A 20,607-nucleotide genomic window follows, 5' to 3' on the forward strand; every position below is an offset into this window, starting at 1 on the left:
GAATGCCCGCGCGAGCGGCGGGTCTTGCTTGTTGCAGTCTTGCTTGTTGTTCGGATGGCATGGTCTCAAAGCGGTGGCTTGAGAGCAAGCGCAGAATGTCCTGCTAGCCATGCCGCAGCATGCGCTTCGCGCGGCCGGGATTTCATCAGGCGGAACCGATGTGGCGGGATACGGAAATTGCCGGCCCGGCACTTCGCGCGCCCGTGGCCTGTGACATCACCAACAGAATCTTAATTTCCCGGTGTTTCTGCGGAGGCCGTTCGCCGGGTATTTACTCTGAATCGCATCTTCCGGCGGCCAATAACCTCCATTTAGGCGTCTCCGACGCATAACTCCCGCGGGGGCTGGCCCGTGTTGTCCGCAGGGAGCTTGGGGACGTTGAAGACCGAAATCGTGCGCACGTTCGCGGCGTTGAACGCCACCAACGAAGCGATCCTGTACGCAAAATCACCCGAAGAATTGTACCGGAAAGTCAGCGAAGCCGCCTTCTTCAGCGGAGATTTCCTGGCGTCGGCCATCTTCTTGCTGGAGCCGGGCACCGACCTCTTGCGTTTCGCTGCCGGCTGTGGCGATGACATCGCTCGCCTCCGCAGCATCGACATTTCGGTCGTGGCCGGAGCGCCCGAGGGCTCGGGGGTTTGCGGGCAGGCCTTTCGCGACCAGCGGGTCATCATCAGCAACGATTTCCTCCACGACGCGCGTTCGCTGGCCTGGCGGGACGGTGCGTTGACTGGGCAGGTCGGTGCGGCGGCGGCGCTGCCGCTGACCTGCAATGGCCGCAGTGTCGGCGTCTTCCTCGTCACCCGGCGCGAACCCGGTTCGCTCAGTCGCCAGATCATTTCGATGCTGGAGCGCGTGTCGGCGAACGTTTCGTTTGCACTCGACAATTTCGATCACGAGGCCGCGCGCAAGGACGGCGAGCGGGCGATGCGGCGGCTGAACCGGATGTTCGGCGCCATCAGCGCCACCAACGAAGCTATTCTGCGCGCCAAGACCGAACAGGAACTCTATCAGCGCGTTTGCGATGCCGCCGTCCACAGCGGAAAATCCGTTGCCACCGCCGTCCTGCTTGCCGAAGCTGGTTCGACCTGGCTGAAGCCCGTTGCCGGCACCGGCGAAAGCCTTCATCTGATTACACGATCGAGCTACTCGATCGACCCCGACAATGAATATGGCGAGGGGATTGCAGGCGAAGCATTCCGGACGCAACGCCCTTGCGTCAACGACGACCTTGCAACGACCATGCAGGGCGGATCCTTGCGGCAGGCTCAGCGCGATTCCGGCGCGATGGCCTGTGTGGCTGTTCCGCTGACCAGGGGCGGCCGAAGCGTGGGCGTGCTGTTGTTCTTTGTCGGCAAGTCCTGGGCGGTAGATGAGGAGATCATCGCGCTGCTGGCACGGATTGCCGAGAACGTGTCGTTCGCGCTCGATAATTTCGAGCGTGCGAGCGAAAAGGCTACTGCCGACCAGCAGCAGGAGCGGTTGACGCGCATGTTCGCGGCGCTCAGCGCCACCAACGAAGCGATCATGCGGGCGAAGTCCCGCGCCGAACTCTATAAACTGGTGTGCGAAGCCGCCGCCAACGGCGGGCGCTTCAAGTCGGCCAGCATCATGCTGGCGAGGGCCGACAGCGACTATCCCGACATGGTGGCCGCGGCTGGACCGACCGCTGAAAACATGCGCCAGGTGAGGATTTCGTTCAGCGCGGCTCACCGGGAAGGGCTTGGGCTGTGCGGGAACGCGTTCCGCTCCCGGCAAGCTTGCGTCGCCAACGATCTGCGTTCCGACGCGCGAGGCGCCACGTTTCAAAAATTCATTTTCAGTGACGGCGCAAGGTCAGGCGCGGCCTTTCCGCTGTTCGTCGCCGGTCAGCCCGTCGGCGTCATGTTCTTTATCTCCTCCGAGAAAGATACCTTCACATCCGAATTCGCCGAAATGCTGCAGCGGCTCGCCGACAATGTGTCGTTTGCATTGGAGAACTTCGATCGCGCCGACGAGAAGGCCAGGACCGAGGGGCAGAGGGAGCGCCTGGCGCGCATGCTCGCGGCGCTCAGCGCGACCAACGAAGCAATTATTCGCGCAAGGTCGCGCGGCGAGCTGTTCGAACTGGTGTGCGAAGCGGCGGCCCAGGGCGGCAAGTTCACCTCGACCTCGATCGCGCTGACGCAACCGGATAGCGACTATCTGGATGTCGTGGCCGCTGCAGGGCCCACGGTCGCCAGCGCGCGCGAAGTAAAATTGTCGGTCAACGAAGCGCATCCGGAAGGGCGCGGGGTCGGCGGCACGGCGATACGTTCGCGACGGCCGGACATTATCAACGACTATCTTGCCGACCCGCGAAGTCAGGCGTTTCATGCCCGCGCGCGCAACGATGGCGCGAATTCCGGCGCGGCCTTCCCGCTGTTCGTGCAGGGGCGGGTGGTCGGCGTCATGGTCTACATTTCCCTCGAGAAGGATACGTTCACGCCGGAGTTTGCCGAATTGCTGCAGCGGCTCGCCGACAACGTGTCGTTCGCGCTGGAGAATTTCGACCGCGCCGACGAGAAGGCCAGAACCGAGGAACAGAAGGAGCGGCTGGGGCGTATGTTCGCCGCTCTCAGCGCAACCAACGAAGCGATCATGCGGGCGAAGTCCCGGACCGAGCTGTTCGAGCTGGTCTGCGAGGCGGCCGCCACCGGCGGCAAGTTTACCTCGACCACCATCGCGCTGGCGAAACCCGGCAGCGACTATCTCGATGTCGTCGCCACCGGCGGACCGGCTGCCGTCAGCGCACGCGCGGTCAAGATGTCCATCAACGAAGCGCACCCCGAAGGGCGCGGCGCGTGCGGCATGGCGTTCCGTTCGGGGGCAGCGTGCATCATCAACGACTATCTCGCCGATCCGCGCTGCCAGGCATTCCATGGCCAGGCGCGCAAGGACGGAACCAGATCCGGCGCGTCGTTTCCGCTGTTCGCGCGCGGGCAGGTGGTCGGCATGCTCGTTTTCGTTGCGACCGAGAAGGACACCTTCACGCCTGAGTTCGCCGAATTGCTGCAGCGGCTCGCCGACAATGTGTCGTTCGCGCTGGAGAGTTTCGCCCGCGTCGACGAAAAGGCACAAGCCGACCAGCGCATCGAGTATCTGGCGTCGCATGACAGCCTGACCAACCTGCCGAACCGCGACATGTTCAACGAGATGCTGCGGCGGGCGATCGACGCCGCGCAGCGGTATCAGCGCCAGTTTGCCGTGCTGTTCATCGATCTCGACAGGTTCAAGATCATCAACGATTCGCTGGGGCATGACGCCGGCGACATGTTGCTGGTGGAAATCGGCGGCAGGCTGCGGCGCGCGCTGCGCTCGAGCGACGTCGTGGCGAGGCTCGGCGGTGACGAATTCGTGGTCATCCTGGAAGAGGCTGCCGAACGCCACGAAGTCGAACGCATCGCCAGCGAATTGTTGTCCGTGCTCGGCCAGCCGCTGCAGCTGAGTGGCCACGAATGCCACACCACGGCCTCGATCGGAATTGCGATGTATCCGTGCGACGGCGCGGACATGCAGACGCTGACCAAGAATGCCGACATGGCGATGTATCTCGCCAAGGAAGACGGCAAGAACGGCTTCCGCTTCTTCACCAGGGAAATCAAGACGCAGTCGATCGAGCGCCTGACGCTGGAGAGCGCGCTGCGCCGCGCCCAGGAGCGTGACCAGTTTTCGCTGCACTATCAGCCCAAGATCGACATGACGAGCGGCCAGATCACCGGCGTCGAAGCGCTGTTGCGCTGGATCCATCCCGAACTCGGCACCATCTCGCCGGGCCAGTTCATTCCGCTCGCCGAGGAAACCGGGCTGATCGTCCCGATCGGCCGCTGGGTGCTGAAGGAAGCCTGTGCGCAGAACATGGCGTGGCAGCGCCGTGGCCTGCGGCCAGTGACGATGGCGGTCAACCTGTCGCCGCGGCAGTTCGCCGACCCGCATCTACTGCACGATGTCGACGAGGCGCTGCTGGCAAGCGGCATGTCGCCGGTGCTGCTGCAGCTCGAAGTCACCGAAAGCATGGTGATGCGCAACGTATCGCGCGCGATCAAGGTGCTCGATGCGATCCAGAGCCGTGGTATCCGGCTGGCGATCGACGATTTCGGCACCGGCTATTCGTCGATGTCGCTGATGAAGCAGTTCCCGATCGACACCATCAAGATCGACCGTTCCTTCGTGCGCGATCTGCCGAACGATTCCGAGGACCAGGCGATTGCGCAGGCGATCATCAGCATGGGCAAGGCGCTCGGGATGACCGTCATCGCCGAGGGCGTCGAGACCGTCGAGCAGGAGACCTTCCTGCGCAATCATGCCTGCGACGAAATGCAGGGTTTTCTGTTCTCGAAGCCGCTGCCGCCGCGCGAGATGGCCAATCTGCTGCGGGCGGAGGCGCAGATGGCCTCGCCGCCGCTACAGCCCAACGCGGACGACGAAATCCTTAAGGCCGAAGTTCGAGCCAGACTGAGCTTCGGTCAAGGCTGAAAGGCGCTGTCGTCAGTCGGCTGCGGATGCAAATCGCGAACCTCAGGTTCGGTCATTGCCGCCTTGCGCGGAAAATCATAGGGCCAGGGCACCAGCGTCTCCCCGGCCATCGCCTTGAGAAAGACGTCGGCGCCGCCGGTGCAGGTCGCGCCATCAGGCAATCCGAGCTCCGCGCACCATTCAACCGGTAGCGATTCCCGGATGTTGCGCAGCTCCATCGCCGGTCCCCACCACCAGGCCGGAGCCGGCGATCGCGCCTCCTCGGGAACCGCGCGCCATCGGGCAAACTCGCCGATCATGCGCTCGAATTGCAGTCTCGCCGCTGGATGCATTCAATCTCCTGACATCCGATGATATCCGCATCCGCGCGCGGCGCAATGCGCGTCGGCCGGTTATTGCCGGTTATGCTGCCCGCATCGGGGCATATCCGCGCCGGGGCGGGAATAGAACGCATCAACGAAGAAAAAGTCGTCAGGCCTTCGATTTTTTCTTCGAATGTGCTTTGGCCGGCAAGCCCAGCAGCCGCTCGGCGTTGCCGCCGGCCACCAGCGCCATGTCCTTGTCGCTGACGCCCTTAACCCGGCTCAGGAAGCCTACGGGATCGGGCTCGGCCATGTCGAACGGATAATCCGTGCCCAGCATGATGTGATCGGCGCCCCATATCTCGATCAAATGCTTGAGTTCGCGCTCGTCGAACACCACGGTATCGAAATAGAGCCTTTTCAGGTATTCCGACGGCTTCTTCCGGATGGTGACGCGGCAATCCTCGCGATGTGCCCATGCGTGGTCGAAACGGCCCCAATAGCCCGGGATATAGCCGCCGCCATGGGCGACGCAGATTTTCAGTTTGGGAAACCGTTCGAGATAGCCGTCGAAAACCAGTTGCCCGACGCACAGTGCGGAATCCAGCGGATGTCCGATCGTGTTCGGGAAATAATGATCTTCCATGCGTCCGACCAGGCTGGTGCCGAACGGATGCAGGAAGATCATCACGTCGAGCTCCTCGACGCGGGCGAAGAATTTTTCCAGTCCCGCGCGGGTCAGGTCGACGCCCCGGACATTGGTGCAGAGTTCGACGCCGCGGAAGCCGAGCTCGCCGACGGTGCGGTTGAGTTCGGCTACGGCCATGCCGGGATCCTGCAGTGGTACCGTGCCCATGCCCATCAGCCGGTCGGGGTGTTTCGCCACCATTTCCGCGATGTGATTGTTGACCATGCGGCAGCTTTCGCGGGCAACGTCCGGCGGCGCCGCATAAACGAAATGACCGGGATAGGGCGAGATCACCTGCACATCGATGCCGTCGCGGTCCATGTCGGCAAGGCGGGTCTCGAGATTGGTCAGTTTTGGAAAGTCGATCTTGCCGCGTTGCGGCTGAATGCTTCGGGTGAGATCGTTGACATGCGCGTTGGCGTTGGGCGTGTGTCCACCGCCCTGAATGCCGGTGGCCTTCAGCACAAAGGCGTTCGCCTCGGGCACCATGCAGTGGCAATGAATGTCGATGGTGTGCCAGGGCTTCCTTGTCTTCCCGGAGCGCAACGGCGCGCTGCCGTGATCGGTCGCGGGGCCGCATACTTTGCATTGAAACAGCATGGGAAATTCCGTGGGAAATGATCGCGGGAATAGAGTTGCCGCGCCGGGGTTACTTTTCTTCCGCCGCGTGAGCTGTTTCGCGCTCATCTCTGTTGCCGCCGATGCTAGCCGGTCTCGTTCCCGCGGGGCAAGCCGCGTAGACGCCTGCGGGAAACGTACGTGCGACAAAATGGAGTGACCTACAACGCAACTGCAGCATGAAAAACGGGATTTACGCCGCGCATTGCGGTGCTAGGTTGCGGCCCAACAAAACGCTCAGGGGAGGACTTGCTACATGAAACGTATGTCGACACTCGCGGCCGGCTTGCTGATCGGCGCCGCCGCCCTGCAATTTTCCGGCGTGGCGTCGGGCCAGAGCGATGGCTGGATCACGCTGCTCGACAGCACCAAGAAGGGCGACTGGACCGAAGTCGGCAAGGCCAACTGGGAGATGAAGGACGGCGCGCTGGGCGCCGACAAGCTCGAAGGCAAGGATCTGTCGTATCTCGTCAGCAAGGATTCCTACAAGGACTTCCAGATCAAGGCGGAGTTCTGGACCGACGAGGAAGCCAATAGCGGCATCTTCATTCGCTGCGACGCCAGGGACAAGATCGATTCCAAGATCTGTTATGAGGTCAACATCTTCGACAAGCGGCCCGACCCGAGCTACGGCACCGGCGCTATCGTCGACGTCGGCAAGGTTGATCCGATGCCGAAGGCGGCAGGCAAGTGGAACACCTACGAGATCACCGCCCAGGGCTCGCATCTCGTCGTCGTGCTCAACGGCCAGAAGACCGTCGATGCGCAGGACTCCAAGCACAATGCGGGCGGGCCGATCGCGCTTCAATACGGCTCGGGCGTGGTCAAGTTCCGCAAGGTGCAGATCAAGCCGCTGTAGTTACGCAGCCAGCGATCGTCCCGCTTCAGCTTCCACAAGCTCACCCGCCTTTGGCGGGTGAGTTTCCGTTTCCGCAATGTCGCAGGCGTTACTTCACGATGGACGTCGTGTTGACGACGGTTGCGCTGGCCGTGCCGGTGGCAAGGCCCTTGACGGTGTAGGCGTTGACGGCGGCCATCAGCGGATCGTTCACGGTGGCCGTGATCAATCGCAGATACGTCAGCAGTTTGCTCGATTCGACCGACGTCGAGTTCGAGGCAAAGACGACGTCCTTGTTGTGCATCTCGAACTTGGTGGCGAGGAAGTAGCCGGCAGGATCGCGCAGGTTGAGATTGTAGATGACCGGAACGATCGGGCCGCTGAACCGCGAACAGTCGACGCCGAGCTGTTCGGCGACTTCACGCCGCTCGCCGCGATAGAGATACACCGAGGCGGGGTCCGCGAGATTGTCGTTAAGCCCGCCGGTCTTTCCCAAGGCTTCTGCAATCGAGAGCCGCCAGGCGCCAAACCCGAATTGTCCCTGCTGTCCCGACGCGCCAAAGGCCACGAAGGTCTGCGGCTGCGTGAACACGTAGATCGTGTCCTGAGGCCGGACGTAAATGTTGTTGGTCGGTTCGTTGAGAAGAGACCCGAATGGCGCGGTCGCCTGGCGTCCCTCGCGTTCGAGCATCACAAAGGTGTCGTAGCCCGGATTTCGGGGGCCGCCGGCGCGCGAGATGGCATCGAGCAGGCGTTCGCCCGCGGCGTTCGCCGGGAAGCGGGATGGGGTGCCGACTTCGCCGAGCACGCTGATGGAGGAGGCCTTCTGGTCGACGAGGGCAACCACCGCCTGCGGCTCGAGCGCACGGTTCTTGAGTGCGTTGACGATCGCCGTCTGCACTTGCACCGCGGTCCGCCCCTGTGCCTTGATGTTGCCGGCATAGGGAACCGTGATATTGCCTTGGGTGTCGACCGACTGGTTCGGCAGCGTCACATAGTTGCCCGGGCGGACGCCGGCATCGACCGGAATGAACAGGCCGCCGGCGGCGGCCTCGAATATCGTGACACTGACGGTATCGCCAATGCCGAAGCGAATTTCGGCTGGACCGCGCCGGTCGATAAACACCCGGCCTATTCTGAACGAATTGCGCTCCAGGATGTTTTCGATGTCCGGAGTGACCTTGACCATGACATATGGCAGGGCGGCAGGGTCAACCTGCTCCATGCGCGCCAGGGCATTCGATGGTCCCGAGGTCGGGAGGGAGGAGCAGCCGCCGTGAGCAAGGAGCGCCGATAGGACGGCGGCGCGGGCGAGAAACCGCAGCGCGCCGGCCTGATCTCGTGGCAGCCGCGGTGACCGCACTCTGCCCAGGACCGCGTCAACCTTTCGCTCGTCGCAAAAGTTTAGTCTTTTTGCCACGAGAACGGGACTCCGGGTTAACGGGACGCTACCTGCGAAAAATTATTCACTTATGTTTAAAGGCGGGTTAATGCCGCGGCGCAGCGAGCAATTCTGCAGGCAGCGTAACCGCAGGTTGCGGGGAATCGCGTGCGACAGGGGGCTAAAATGTCCGATCACCATGCCGCGAGCGCTGACTCGAGCCGGCCGCCTTGCCCGGAGGCGCCGGAGAGCATGGGTGGAGATCCCGCGCGAACGCGCTTGCTGCGCCGGAGCTCAGCTCTGGTAATAATCCCCGGACTTGATGCCCTTGTAGGATTCGATGTTCTGGATCGCGACAGGGTCGGCCTTGTTGAGGATGACACAGGCGAGACGGTCGCGAACGACCTCCGCTTCCACGAGCGCGTCGAGGACGAGATCCCGTTTCGTCTCGCCCCACTCCACGACGAAGACGAACTGATCGACAAAGCGTTCGATCACCTTCACATCCACGACCGACATGACCGGCGCGATCTCGATGATGATGTAATCGTAGGATTTGCGGGCAACGGCCAGCAGTTGCGCCATCATCGGCGATCCCAGCAATTCGGCCGAGTTTGGAATGCGGGCCGGGGAAACGCACGGCAGCACATGAAGCCCTGAACGTTGCCGCCTGGAGACAAGCCAGGGAAGCCGGGTGGGATTTTCCAGCGCTTCCAGCAGTCCCTCACGCGCATCGGGCGCCAATGCGGCGCTCAGCCTTCTGACGTGGAAATCGCTGTCGATGGCAAGGGTACGCGCACCTGACGCGGCGATCATGAGCGCCGCCAGATTGGCGCCGACGGTCGTCTTTCCTTCCTTCGGCTGCGAGGACACGATCCCGATGACCTTGGCGCCGTGCACGTTCCGGTTGGTATCGATCTGCGCCTTGACGTTGCGAAGCGCCTCGGTGAAGCGGGAATAGGGCGCGTCGAGGACAAATTCTTCCATCGGCGTCGACTTCGCCTCGACCAGCGGCAAGACGACGCATTTATTTCCGGTGACCTGCTCGACCGCCTTGGGGGTCCGGAACACGTCAGCGACCCATTCCTTGCCGACTGCGGCGCCGGCGCCAAGGAAAAGACCGAGCATCATGCTTCCCGCGAGCACGGCCCAACCCTTCTTGGAAGTCTTGGAAAGCGCGGGAACGGCTCGGGTAATGACCCGTGCGCTCTGCACCGGCATGGTCTCGGTCTCGATCGTGTTGATCTCTTTGTACTTCTGCAGCGTGCTGTCGTAGAGCTTGTGCAGGGCCTCGGCCGAGCTTTCGAGTTCGCGCAACTCGCTGCCGGCCTTGGTGCCTCCAGCCAGATTGGCGACGGCGGCGGCGATCTCGGTCTCGCGCGCCTTGGCGATCTGATATTCACTGGCGTAGGAATCGGCAATTCGCTGTTCCTCGCTTTTGATCGCACTCTGCAAGTCGTCGGCCTGACGGCGGAGCTTGACAGCGATGTCGTGCTTGCTTCCGACCTTGGACGCCACGTCGGCGGCCCTTGCCGACACCTCCCGGTACTGCGAACGAAGTTTTACGAGGTCGCTGTTGTTCAAGGCAAAGTTGATCACGCCGGATCTGGCCGGGTTCAGCAACGCGTCGGTTCCGACGATGGTTGTTATTTCATCGCCGTTCTTTTGTTGAATGCGATCGAACCGGCTCTTGGCTTCGGCCGTCGCGATCTGCGCGTTGGATAGTTGGATTTCCAGGTTGGCTCGCTGATCCTGGCCGCCCTGGCCGGGCCCGCCGCTCTTCAGGTTGTTGGCGGACTTGAAATCCTGCAGCGCGCGATCGGCCTCCGCCGCCTGCTTCTTCAGTTCGACCAGGCGATCCTGCAGCCATTGGCTCGCGACCTTGGTCGACTTGAGCTTGGCGTCGAGTGTTGTCGCGATATAGCTGTCGGCCAATGCATTGGCGATTTTGGCCGCCTTGTTGCGGTCTTCCGATTCGACGGAGACGTTGATGACGTTGGCGACGTCTTCCCGATTGACGGTCATTCGCTTGCCGACGGCCTCGACGGCGGCGCGCTCGAGCGCTGCCTCGGGATCGGCCGGCGGCGCGACGCTCATGCCGAGCAGGTTCCCCACCGCCTTTTTGAGGTCGCCGAGATAATCCGAAATCCGTGCGCCGCCCATCTTGGGCTGGCCGACGAATTCACTGTCGCGGGTCAGGCCCAGCGATCGCACGACGGGAATCACCACGCTGTCCGATGACACCACGAAGGTCTGGCTGCCGATCTCCGGCTCGTCAAACGTCGGCTGGTCGACGATCTTGTTGTTCTGCAAATACCGGCTCACGCTGCGGTCGACCAGAATGCGGGCGGAGCTCTTGTAGGGGTTCGGCACGGTGACGAAATAGACGGCCGCCAGCGCCAGTCCGATCAGAAATCCGTACAGGGGAAGACGCCAGCCCCGGCGCAATGTCTCGAGAACATCGGTGACGCCAATCGAGGGACGCGCGCTTGACCGCCGCGAAAATTCCGATCCATCGGAATAATCGTGCTCGGATTCGAGAGGCAATTCGTTGGTTCTGGCATCCATTGGATCGTATCCACTCGAGCGCTATTCAATCGTTGAGAGGGGCCGCGTAAAATCAGCGGCCGTTGCTCAGCTCTCAGGCGATCTCTTTCTTTGCAATTCTCGTCGTTGCTTCCCGTCGACAGCGGCGATGGCCCGCAACGTATCCTTGTTTGTCTTGAAGTTCTGGCTGATCAGTGCCGATGGTTAATGTGCATTAATTAATCAATCAGGAGCTTCGGCGGGCGAGGTCTGTATGCCCTGGGATGTGCGTGTCGACTGGTTGGTGGCCGCCGGGGTGGTGCCCTCGCTGATCCCTACGGTCGGAGGTATCGGCGATGAGGTGCCGGCGGGTTCGCTGCCGTTAACGGAATGGAACCAGGCGTTGGAAGCGGCGGGTCTGCGCGTGCCACGCGACGGGCCGGGGCGGCCGGCTCGCGGGCTGCCGGGCTTGGTGCCGCCAGATCCTGGTCCTCTCGCTGCGTGCGATGCCCTGGCGTGAAGCGGCTTCCAGTAACGGGCGATTTCGGCGACCAGAATCAGGAACACGATCCACAGCATTTCGAAGCCGCGCATCCACACGCTTTCGAGGCCGTTGGTGATGATGATTTGAAGGGCAAGCGTGAGCAGAAGCCAGGCCCGGGTCATGTCGCGACCGGCCACGCGCCCGATGGCGTGAAGCGTTGCGAAGATAAACGCCAGGAACAGCGCGTAACCGGCGTAGCCCAACTCGACCGTCACGTCCAAATAGCCGTTATGACCGTTCGGCATGTCCTTCACCCAGCCCGGGGCATTGACGATGCTGGGCGCATCGGGTCCGACCAGCCAGAACGATTGATATCCCCATCCCAGCAACGGCCGATGTTCGATTTCGGACTCCACGAAGTCCCAGATGATGGAGCGGCCGGTGAAGGTCGGATCGCCGTACAGGATGTAGGATATGCGATAGACGCTGAAGCCGGTCAGCGTCGTCAATATCATCCAGCAAGCCGGGATCGACAGCAGAATGAGCGCCGGGGAAAAGCGCGTCGCTCTTCGGATCAGCAATGTCGCTCCAGCCAGCAGTGGCGTCAGAAATGCGAGCCCCATCGCCGTTTTGGAATTACTCAAGACGAGCAGGACGGCGGCGGTGATGGCGATGAGAATACCAAACACCCGCCGTCTGCCGGGATGAAGCGTTTCATGAAGCGCCAGCAACAGCGCGATCGCCTCGCATTCGCCGAGATAGTTCTTTCCGGAGAAGTATCCCGGATAGCCCCAGGTCGCAAACTTGGTGTCGATCGGCGGCCTTCCGAGCACGAAGAATACATTGAGGATGGTGGCGATCGCAAAACACAGAAACAGGCCGCGCACCAGATCGGCCTTTCGCGATGCCAGCATCGCAGGCACGACGATGGAGACAACGATCATCGCCTGTTGCGAAAACCGGATGAACGAGGTCTCCGGCTTGAAAGCCCACAATACGCTGGTGCCCGCCAATGCGAGGTAGGCGAACAGCCAGACGATATGGGGAGGAAAGCTGAGGCGCGAAAAATTCCGGACCGCCAGGACGACGGCAATCGCCGCGAGCGCCGGCCAGAAAATCTTGCTCTCCGGCCGGGCTTCCATCAGGCAGGCCGAGTCGGTGGGGTCGCACGAGACGATGATGAGCGGGAACACGATCGTCGCATAGACGCACGCCAGGATCGGAATGAGAGCGTATCCGTCGATCGTCCGTGTCGACGATCGCGCTCCATCCATTTCGAGAGAATGCGTGGCGGCTCTGGGCATGCGGCACTCTAGCAGCGGTCGCTTTTGAGGTGTGTTCCTAGCATGCCGATAGTTAATGCCGGATGTGCCGCGCCGATCACTTAACCCTAATTTCAGACTTGCTGGTCAGCTGCGCCGTTCCGCTCGACATCGCAGGGTTCGACTGCGCAGATTCCGGCGACGCGCAGCCATTTTCCGAAGGGGATGCGCGATGCGCCACATCCGATTTCGCCGCTCCGGTATTGCTGGAGAGATGCACCGACAGGCTGGCCAGATGCTCGTTCAAGCGTTCGTTACTTCATCGCCGAATTCCACTCCACGGGCCACGCCGGGCACCCCATCCTCGGCGAGCGCGACCTCTCGGCTTGACCTGCACAGCCATTTGCCCGTGCTCGACGGCGTACGGGGCCTCGCGATCCTGATGGTGCTGCTGCTTCACTTCCTCGGCAACATGGAACCGACCAATGCGGTCGAGCGTGCCATCGTCGGCATCACCAACTACGGATCCTACGGCGTCGAACTGTTCTTCGTCCTGTCCGGCTTCCTGATCACGGGCATTCTGTATGACGCCCGCAACAAGCCGAGTTACTTTCGCAATTTCTACATGCGCCGCGTGCTACGGATCTTTCCGCTGTATTACGGCGTGCTGGCGCTGGTGTTCTTTGTCGCGCCGCTGATCTCGGTCCTGCGCGGACCGTCGCTCGACTACTTGGTGGATCGTCAGGCATGGGCCTGGCTTTACGCGGTCAATATCTACATCGCGATCCAGGGCGACTGGTCGTTCTCCTATCTGGAGCACCTTTGGTCGCTGTGCATCGAGGAGCATTTCTATCTGGTCTGGCCGCTCGCGGTGTTCCTGATGGCGCGCCGGCCGCGGATGCTGATCGCCGTGTGCCTGGCGGTTTCGCTCGGCGCCATGCTGGCCCGCTTGACCGGATCGCTGATGGGGTTGAGCTGGTGGACCACTTACGTCCTGACGCCGTTTCGTCTCGATGGACTAGCGCTCGGCGCGTTCCTGGCTGTGATGGCGCGGCAGCCCGGCGGACTGGACCGGCTGGTGCGGGCATTACCCGCAGTGGCGACTGCAGCCACGGCGCTTTTGGTGCTGACGTTTGTCTGGACCCGGCTGGTGTCGCGCGACAGCATGGAGCTGGTGCTGCCGTCTCGTGCCGCCGTGATCCAGGTACTGCTGGCCTGCCTGTTGATCTGGGCGCTGGTGGCATCCGAGAGATCGTCGATCTCGCGGTTCTTCCGCAGCCGCTGGCTGATCTTTCTCGGCACCTACAGCTACGGCCTGTACGTCTACCATCACTTCATTTCGTATTACCTGACCGTCAATCATACCGAACGCGAGCTGACGATCTGGCTCGGCTCGCATGGCGCGGCGATTGCGCTGCAGGCCACGCTTGGCGTGGCCGTGTCGGCGGCGATTGCCTATGCGAGCTACGAGTTGTTTGAGAAGCGCTTCCTCGGATTGAAGCGATTTTATGCGACCGCCAAGGACCCGACGTCCTGAGCGATGACGGTTCTGGCTAAGCCTCGTCGTTCAGGATTTGGCGATAAAAGCCTTCCAGCGCCTTGGCCGCGGCGCTCCAGGCATAGCGCGCTTCCGACAATTGCCGTGCCGAATTTCCGATCCGCGCCGCCAATTCAGGTTCGGCCAATAGTCGTATCACCGCGGCCGCAAACGCGTCGGGCTGGTCCTCGATCAGGATGTCACGGCCGGGAACCGCGTCGATGCCTTCAGCGCCAAGTGTGGTGGAGACCATCGCCTTGCCCATCGCCATCGCTTCGACGATCTTGAGGCGCGTGCCGCCGCCGAGCCGCAACGGCACGATGACGGCCGCGGCGGCGGCGATGAGAGGCCGCAAGTCCGGCACAAACCCGGTGAACGCGATCCGCGGGCCGGCCAGCGCCAGCAGCTGCGGTGACGGCGAGCCGCCGATGATCTTGCAGCGCGCATCCGGGTTCGCCTCGGCGATCCGCGGCCAGATATCCTGGATGAAGTGGGTCGCGCCGTCGATATTGGGCATGTAGGACATCAGCCCGAAGAACACGATCGTACGGCCGTCCGGTTGTGGATCGGTGGGGCGCGGCTTGTAGAAATCGACGTCGGCCGCGTTGGGGATGACCATCGTGCGCGCGCCGGGGATATCGTCGAGCAGGCGCTGCTGGTCCGCGACGCTGCAGAGGTAGACGCCGTCGGCGCGACGATAGGTCCCGAGTTCTTCCCGCCGCAACTTGCGCCAGTTGGCTTCGGCATAGAGGCGCCGGAGCAGGCTGCCGCCGGTCCGCGTGTATTGCCGCGCCAGATCGTAGTCGATGTTGTGGGAGTCCACGACCAAAGCCGGGATCTTCGCGCCCGATGGAGCCTGTCGCAGGTCGCAATGGCCGAGGAAGGTGAATTCGAGGTTGACGATGTCGAACCGTTTGGCGCGCAGCACCTTGTCGAGTGCCTGCTGCATCTCCGGCACCACGACCCGCAGCCGTTCGAAGCTTCGGGTCGAGGCCAGCGACCGGAGCTGCAGCAACCGCTTGGCGAGGCCGTCGCGGCCATAGGGATTTTTGATCAGCACGACCTCGCGGCAGTAGGCCTGCATCGCAAGCCGGCATTCCTCGATGTCGAATTCGTCGTCGACCAGCATCACGGCCGTGATGTCGTGGCGTTGCGCGAGCTGGGTCATCAGCCCATGCAGACGCGCCTGCGCGCCAAAGCGCGGCGGGCTCGCCGGCATCTGCGAGACGTAGAGGATATTGAGGCGCTCGGGGCTCATCGGTCTGCTTATAGGCGCGGCAGCCGGCTTCGCCCGCCGGAAATGCGCGGCAGTTTGGATTAACGTTAAGGCAAGCCGCCGAGGCGCGGCGCTCTCACGTTCTGCGACGTGCAGGGCAAATCGTGGGATAAGCACGCTTCTCAAGGACCCAAGTTGATGTGCGGCATTGCCGGTATAATCGGACGACTGGACCAGACCAACCGCACAGCGCTGCAGCGGATGAACGACGCAATGGTCCACCGCGGCCCGGACGCCGCGGGCGTTTGGGCCTCGACGCCGGATGACCGCGGCTGGGGTGCGCTATTGGCGCATCGCCGGCTCTCGATCCTCGATCTGTCGCCGGCCGGCGCGCAGCCGATGCTGGATCCGGTGACCGGGCACGTCATCGCTTTCAATGGCGAGATTTACAATTACCGGGATTTGAGACGGCGTCTGGAGTCCGAGGGGCAGCAATTCCAGTCCAGCGGCGACACCGCCGTGATGTTGCGCGCGCTCGGCCTGCACGGGCCGGACGCCGTGAAATGGCTGCGCGGCATGTTCGCCTTTGCCTGCTGGGACCAGAAGCAGCGCCGGCTTCTGCTGGCGAGAGATCAGTTGGGCATCAAGCCGCTCTACGTGGCGCGATCGTCGGATCCGAACAGCGGCTGGTCGGTCGTGTTTGCCTCGGAGCTTCGCGCGCTGCTGGCATCCGGGCTTTTGGGCACGCCACGCCTCGATCCGCAGGCGGCGGCGAGCAGTGTGTGGAACGGTTTCGTGGCCGGACCCGGCACGGCCGTCAAAGGCGTCGATCTGCTCTGGCCCGGGCAGCTTCTCGAACTCGACGGTTCGGGCAACGAAGTTCGCCAGGAAGATTTCTGGCGTATCCCCGAGCGCGCACCCGATCCGACCATGGACGAGCACGAACTGGCCGGGATCCTGGAGGAGGGGCTGCGGCTCCATCTCGCCAGCGATGTGCCGCTGGCAGTGTTTCTCTCCGGCGGCGTCGACTCCTCGGCGATGGCCAATCTGGCGCAGCGTGCCGCCAAAAGTCCGATCCATACCTTCACGCTTGCCTTTGAAGAGCAGGAACTCAACGAAGGACCGATCGCGCGACAGATCGCGGTGGCAATCGGCACCGAGCATCACGAGGTGGTGCTGACGGAAGGACATTTCGTTGCAAACCTGGAAGCGGCGCTCGATAGCCTCGACCAGCCGACCTTCGACGGGTTGAATGCCTACTTCATGTCGCGCGCCATTCGCGACGCCGGATTTACCGTTGCGATCTCCGGCACTGGCGGCGACGAATTGTTTGGCGGTTATCCGACCTTCCGGGATCTGCCGGTTTTGCAGCGCTGGTCCAGGCGCGTCGGCTTCTTGCCGCGCGAACTGCAGGTGGCCGCGGCGAAGCTCGTGACCTGGCCGTTGCGGCGCTCCGGTCAAGCGGTGCCGCCGCAGACCCGCTGGGCCAAGCTTCCGGAAATGGTCCGTCACGGCGACGATCTCCTCGCGCTCTATCAGTTGGCCAGCGCGCTGTTCCTGCCGGGATGGCAGCGTGAATTGCTGGCGCCCGGTTTTGCCGACGTGCTGGCCGATGGCCTGCCTTCCGCCATGCGCCAGCGGCTCACTACTGAGACCCGCGGCCGCATGCCGCTGTCGGCGATCAGCGTCATGGAGCAGCGGCTGTTTCTCGGTGAGCGGCTGCTGCGCGACAACGACGTGGCCAGCATGGCCGCCTCGCTGGAACAGCGGGTGCCGCTGGTGGACCATGTGCTGTTCGAAAGCGTGGATCGTCTGCCGGATCAGACGCGCTATCAGCCGCTCGGTCGCAAGGACATGTTGCGACGGATCGGCCTGCGCGGTCTCGACCCGGCGCTGTTCGATCGGCCGAAGAGCGGATTTGTTTTGCCGTTCGATCGCTGGATCCGGCAGGGTTTGAAGAAGGTCATGGACCAGACCATGCGCGACCCGCAGGCGATCGCGCCGTGCGGTCTCGATCCCGTGGCGGTCGAGCGGCTCTGGAAAACCTTCCTCGACGGATCGTCCGGCTTCTACTGGTCGCGGGTCTGGTCGGTCTACGTCTTCATCCGATGGTGCCACCGCAACCAGGTGTATTGCTGAAGACGATCTCGCTAAGGCCTCGTTTCGCCGAAGCCTCGCGTCTTCCGCCGATACGGTGGAGGCGATGGATTACTTTACTAGTTCCATCAATGCCGGCTGCAGTCCGGGCGACGTCGCTGGTTCGCCCGCAAAGTAGCGGCGGATCCGCTCGAGGATCTGTTCAGCAGCGTGCCCGTCTCCGTAGGGATTTTTCGCAGTAGCCATCAACCGGTAGGCCGTTTCATTCGTCAGCAGCCGCACGGCGTGCTCGACGATGGCGTGCGCATTCGGACCGGTCGACAGCGCGGTGCCGGCCGTGACGCCTTCGGGACGTTCGGTGGTGTCGCGCATCACCAGGACCGGCTTCCCCAGCGAGGGCGCCTCTTCCTGGACGCCGCCCGAGTCGGTCAGCACCAGCTTGCAACGCGCCATCAGGGCGACGAAGTTGCGATAACCCTGCGGCGCGATCAGTCGGACGTTCGGCAGGCCGCCGAGCAGCCGGTTGACGTGCGTCAGGACGTTGGGGTTGAGATGGACCGGGTAAACGAACCGATGATCGGGGAAGCGCTCGGCCAGAGTTGCAATCGCCTGACAGATTTGCGCGATGCCATCGCCAAAATTTTCACGGCGGTGCCCGGTGATAAGCACGGTAGGTACCTGCGCCCAGTCGGCGCCGAGCAGCCGGCTCAGTTCAGCGTCGATGTCAGCGCGTATCACCGGGTCGGCGGCCTGGCGCGCCACTTCGATGCGCAGGGCGTCGATGACGGTGTTGCCGGTGACCGAAATCGTTTCGTCGGGAACATGTTCACGGAGCAACGCTGCGCGCGCCGCCTCGGTCGGCGCGAAGTGAAGCGCGACCAGCGGCGTGGCGAGTTTGCGGTTCGCCTCCTCGGGGAAGGGCGACCAGATGTTGCCGGTGCGCAGCCCCGCCTCGACATGGCCGATCGGGATGCGCCGGTAGAAGCATGCGAGCGACGCCGCCAGCACGGTGGTGGTGTCGCCCTGTACCAGCGCCATATCCGGCTGTGCCGTTTCCAGCCAGCCGTCGATGCCGTGCAGGAGTCGGGCGGTCAGTCCCGCTAGGGTCTGGTTGGGGCGCATCACGTCGAGGTCGGCATCGACGGCAAAAGCCGAAGGTATCGGCGACCTGGCGGAACATCTCCTTGTGCTGGCCTGTCGCCACCACGGTGCAGTGAAAGTCTTTGGAGCCGCGTAGCGCCGCCACAACGGGCGCGAGCTTTACCGCCTCGGGGCGCGTGCCCATGAAGACCAGGATGTTGCGCTTGGCGGCCATCGCTCGTTCCTGTTTGCGTCACTTCTGGCTCTGTTGCGCCGGCGGCCGCCCGAAGCGGCGGGCGACAACCTCGAGGCCGGCAACCCAGCTGAATTCGCTGTTGAGGGTGAGGTAACGCTTCCAGAGCTTGCGCGGCTCCATCAGGAGCCGCCAGAACCATTCCATGCCCGCCATCTGGACCCAATGCGGGGCGCGCTTGATGAAACCAGCGAGCACGTCGAAGCTGCCGCCGACGCCGACGATGACGGGTACCTGCAGGCGCTCGCGGTGACGTTCGACCCACGTTTCCTTGAAGGGCGTGGGCATGCCGACGAACAGCATGTGCGCCTTGCTGGCCCGGATTTCCTCGATGATACGCGGATGATCGCCAAGGCTGAAGTAGCCATCGCGGAAACCTGCGATCTCGATACCGGGGTATTGCAGCCGGGAGCGCTCGACGAGCGCCGAGACGACTTCGCGCTTGGCGCCGAGAAAATAGACTCGCAACCGATGTTCACCGGCAGCCGCCAGCAGGCGCGCCATGAGGTCGACACCGGCGACGCGTTCCGGCACCGGCTGGCCGGAGGCCCGCAGCGCCCAGACCACCGACATGCCGTCCGCCAGGATCAGGCGTCCCGCACGGCAGGCCGTTGCCAGCTCCGGATCGCGGCGCATCATGCACAAGTGCGAAGCGTTCGCGGTGATCACCGTATTGGAGGAGGGCGGCTCCTGGCATAGCTCCAGGCATCGGGCCACCGCCGCTTCGATGGTCACGGTATCGAACTTGAGGCCCATCAGTTCGGCGCGCTCGGTGTTCTTCACCGAGGTTTCATCATGACCCGGGGTCGGGTGGCTCTCATGCCAGAGATGCGCCCGCTCGGCGTTGACGCGGGCGGTGGCGGCGCGCTTGCCCATGCGTAGGCAGGCGTGCTGATAGGAGCGCAGGAACTGTCTGAACTCGGGATCGTCGTAGCGCGGCAGGCCCCTGAGCCAGCTTCGCATGTAGCCCCACAACATGGCGACGCTGCCGATCAGCGCCGGGTGCGCCGTCAAGCGGTAGGTGGCGACGGCCAGATAATAGAGCGGCGAGGTGCCCATGAAATACTGACCGAACCCGGCGCGAAGCCGTCCGGTCCAGATGCCCTTCTGGCTGGCGCCCTGCGGGCGCAGATGAACGAAGCGGATCGGTTCGAGATCGACGCTCTCGGCGATCCAGCCGAGCATGCGCGCCCTGTGGCAGTCGATGCCGTCCCACATCACCTGGCGCACGAAGCCGCCGATCTCCTTGAAGCAGGCGACCCGGTAGAACTTGGTCATGCCCACCGACATCTCGTCGCCGCAGACTTCCAGCACCAGGGCGCCGCTTCGGGGGTGAACGAACCACGGCTTGCCTGACGTCGTCCCGATGCGCGGATTGCTTTCCATCCGCTCCATCAAGACCTCGAAGTAGCGAACCGGCAGGTCGAGATCCATGTCGAGCTTGCACACATAGTCGAAGTTCTCGATCTGCACTTGCTCGAGACCAGTATAGAAAGCCTCGATGACGCCGGGCCCTACCTTGCGGCCGCCGCGATCGTCGCGCCGTATCACGCGCAGGTAAGGCAGTCGCTTTGAATAATCTTCCAGGATCGCCGCCGTCTCGTCGGTCGACCCATCGTCCACGACCACCCAGAGCGCCGGCGGCACCGACTGCAACGCCACGCTATCGAGCGTGCGGCGAAGGTATTGCGCCTCGTCCCGACAGGGCGACACCAGCAAATACCGTCGCGAGCGGCTCACGTTAAGGCGCTCGTCGGACGCGGCTGTCGGGTTTTCGAACAGTTCGCGATTGGGTTCATGTTTCATCGGTGGACATCACTTGGCTGTCTAT

General features: G+C 63.1%; 13 protein-coding genes. 4 read left to right on the forward strand and 9 right to left on the reverse strand.

The annotated features are described in order from the left end of the window. Nucleotides 1–378: 378 nt before the first annotated feature. The gene (locus FFI89_RS05355; RefSeq protein WP_138833581.1) at nucleotides 379–4,494 is read left to right on the forward strand and encodes a GAF domain-containing protein; all 4,116 of its coding nucleotides are present in this window, start codon (nucleotides 379–381) and stop codon (nucleotides 4,492–4,494) included. On the opposite strand, the gene FFI89_RS05360 is transcribed toward FFI89_RS05355, so the two are convergent. Both FFI89_RS05360 and FFI89_RS05365 read right to left on the reverse strand, forming a co-directional pair. Continuing rightward, a complete protein-coding gene (locus FFI89_RS05360; protein WP_138833583.1) occupies nucleotides 4,485–4,826 on the reverse strand; it encodes a hypothetical protein in 342 nt (113 codons plus the stop codon). The two genes, FFI89_RS05355 and FFI89_RS05360, sit on opposite strands and share 10 nt — an antisense overlap. 139 nt (nucleotides 4,827–4,965) lie before the next feature. After that, nucleotides 4,966–6,084, reverse strand: coding sequence for an amidohydrolase family protein (locus tag FFI89_RS05365; RefSeq protein WP_168212793.1), 1,119 nt, complete (start codon nucleotides 6,082–6,084; stop codon nucleotides 4,966–4,968). A gap of 274 nt (nucleotides 6,085–6,358) precedes the next feature. Between FFI89_RS05365 and FFI89_RS05370 the strand changes: the two genes are divergently transcribed. Then, entirely contained in the window at nucleotides 6,359–6,961 is a 603-nt protein-coding gene (locus tag FFI89_RS05370) for a DUF1080 domain-containing protein (RefSeq protein WP_138833586.1), read from the forward strand. An 88-nt stretch (nucleotides 6,962–7,049) separates the two neighbouring features. Here the strand turns inward: FFI89_RS05370 and FFI89_RS05375 are convergent, their stop codons facing one another. From FFI89_RS05375 to FFI89_RS05390, 4 genes are all read right to left on the reverse strand, one after another. Further along, complete coding sequence (locus FFI89_RS05375) at nucleotides 7,050–8,129, reverse strand: polysaccharide biosynthesis/export family protein (RefSeq protein ID WP_371722467.1); 1,080 nt, start codon at nucleotides 8,127–8,129, stop codon at nucleotides 7,050–7,052. 486 nt (nucleotides 8,130–8,615) lie between these two features. Further along, a complete protein-coding gene (locus tag FFI89_RS05380) occupies nucleotides 8,616–10,889 on the reverse strand; it encodes an AAA family ATPase (RefSeq protein ID WP_138833590.1) in 2,274 nt (757 codons plus the stop codon). 201 nt (nucleotides 10,890–11,090) lie between these two features. Further along, nucleotides 11,091–12,635, reverse strand: a complete 1,545-nt coding sequence (locus FFI89_RS05385) for an O-antigen ligase (protein WP_246669365.1) — start codon at nucleotides 12,633–12,635, stop codon at nucleotides 11,091–11,093. 76 nt (nucleotides 12,636–12,711) lie between these two features. Next, the gene (locus tag FFI89_RS05390; protein ID WP_138833592.1) at nucleotides 12,712–12,900 is read right to left on the reverse strand and encodes a hypothetical protein; all 189 of its coding nucleotides are present in this window, start codon (nucleotides 12,898–12,900) and stop codon (nucleotides 12,712–12,714) included. Between FFI89_RS05390 and FFI89_RS05395 the strand changes: the two genes are divergently transcribed. Continuing rightward, nucleotides 12,889–14,130, forward strand: coding sequence for an acyltransferase (locus FFI89_RS05395; protein ID WP_138833594.1), 1,242 nt, complete (start codon nucleotides 12,889–12,891; stop codon nucleotides 14,128–14,130). The two genes, FFI89_RS05390 and FFI89_RS05395, sit on opposite strands and share 12 nt — an antisense overlap. Nucleotides 14,131–14,146: 16 nt before the next feature. Here the strand turns inward: FFI89_RS05395 and FFI89_RS05400 are convergent, their stop codons facing one another. Next, nucleotides 14,147–15,388, reverse strand: coding sequence for a glycosyltransferase family 4 protein (locus tag FFI89_RS05400; protein ID WP_138833596.1), 1,242 nt, complete (start codon nucleotides 15,386–15,388; stop codon nucleotides 14,147–14,149). A 156-nt stretch (nucleotides 15,389–15,544) separates the two neighbouring features. Here FFI89_RS05400 and asnB point away from each other — a divergent pair, with 156 nt between their 5' ends. Beyond that, nucleotides 15,545–17,485, forward strand: a complete 1,941-nt coding sequence (gene asnB / locus FFI89_RS05405) for an asparagine synthase (glutamine-hydrolyzing) (protein ID WP_138833598.1) — start codon at nucleotides 15,545–15,547, stop codon at nucleotides 17,483–17,485. Nucleotides 17,486–17,554: 69 nt separating this feature from the next. Here asnB and wecB read toward each other — a convergent pair whose 3' ends face one another. Then, nucleotides 17,555–18,565 carry a non-hydrolyzing UDP-N-acetylglucosamine 2-epimerase gene (wecB, locus tag FFI89_RS05410; RefSeq protein ID WP_371722496.1) on the reverse strand — a complete coding sequence of 337 codons (1,011 nt, stop codon included), beginning with the start codon at nucleotides 18,563–18,565 and terminating at the stop codon, nucleotides 17,555–17,557. Nucleotides 18,566–18,776: 211 nt separating this feature from the next. Beyond that, entirely contained in the window at nucleotides 18,777–20,582 is a 1,806-nt protein-coding gene (locus FFI89_RS34785) for a WecB/TagA/CpsF family glycosyltransferase (RefSeq protein ID WP_246669366.1), read from the reverse strand. Nucleotides 20,583–20,607 lie beyond the last annotated feature (25 nt).

The sequence above is a fragment of the Bradyrhizobium sp. KBS0727 genome (assembly GCF_005937885.2).
In the GTDB taxonomy this organism is placed as follows: Bacteria; Pseudomonadota; Alphaproteobacteria; order Rhizobiales; family Xanthobacteraceae; genus Bradyrhizobium.

What these genes read in the sequence shown, in the direction of transcription:
- FFI89_RS05360 (WP_138833583.1), bottom strand. Translation starts at nt 4,826, where the DNA reads ATGCATCCAGCGGCGAGACTGCAATTCGAGCGCATGATCGGCGAGTTT.
- FFI89_RS05365 (WP_168212793.1), bottom strand. Translation starts at nt 6,084, where the DNA reads ATGCTGTTTCAATGCAAAGTATGCGGCCCCGCGACCGATCACGGCAGC.
- FFI89_RS05370 (WP_138833586.1), top strand. Translation starts at nt 6,359, where the DNA reads ATGAAACGTATGTCGACACTCGCGGCCGGCTTGCTGATCGGCGCCGCC.
- FFI89_RS05375 (WP_371722467.1), bottom strand. Translation starts at nt 8,129, where the DNA reads ATGGTCAAGGTCACTCCGGACATCGAAAACATCCTGGAGCGCAATTCG.
- FFI89_RS05380 (WP_138833590.1), bottom strand. Translation starts at nt 10,889, where the DNA reads ATGGATGCCAGAACCAACGAATTGCCTCTCGAATCCGAGCACGATTAT.
- FFI89_RS05385 (WP_246669365.1), bottom strand. Translation starts at nt 12,635, where the DNA reads ATGCCCAGAGCCGCCACGCATTCTCTCGAAATGGATGGAGCGCGATCG.
- FFI89_RS05395 (WP_138833594.1), top strand. Translation starts at nt 12,889, where the DNA reads ATGCTCGTTCAAGCGTTCGTTACTTCATCGCCGAATTCCACTCCACGG.
- FFI89_RS05400 (WP_138833596.1), bottom strand. Translation starts at nt 15,388, where the DNA reads ATGAGCCCCGAGCGCCTCAATATCCTCTACGTCTCGCAGATGCCGGCG.
- asnB (WP_138833598.1), top strand. Translation starts at nt 15,545, where the DNA reads ATGTGCGGCATTGCCGGTATAATCGGACGACTGGACCAGACCAACCGC.
- wecB (WP_371722496.1), bottom strand. Translation starts at nt 18,565, where the DNA reads ATGCGCCCCAACCAGACCCTAGCGGGACTGACCGCCCGACTCCTGCAC.
- FFI89_RS34785 (WP_246669366.1), bottom strand. Translation starts at nt 20,582, where the DNA reads ATGAAACATGAACCCAATCGCGAACTGTTCGAAAACCCGACAGCCGCG.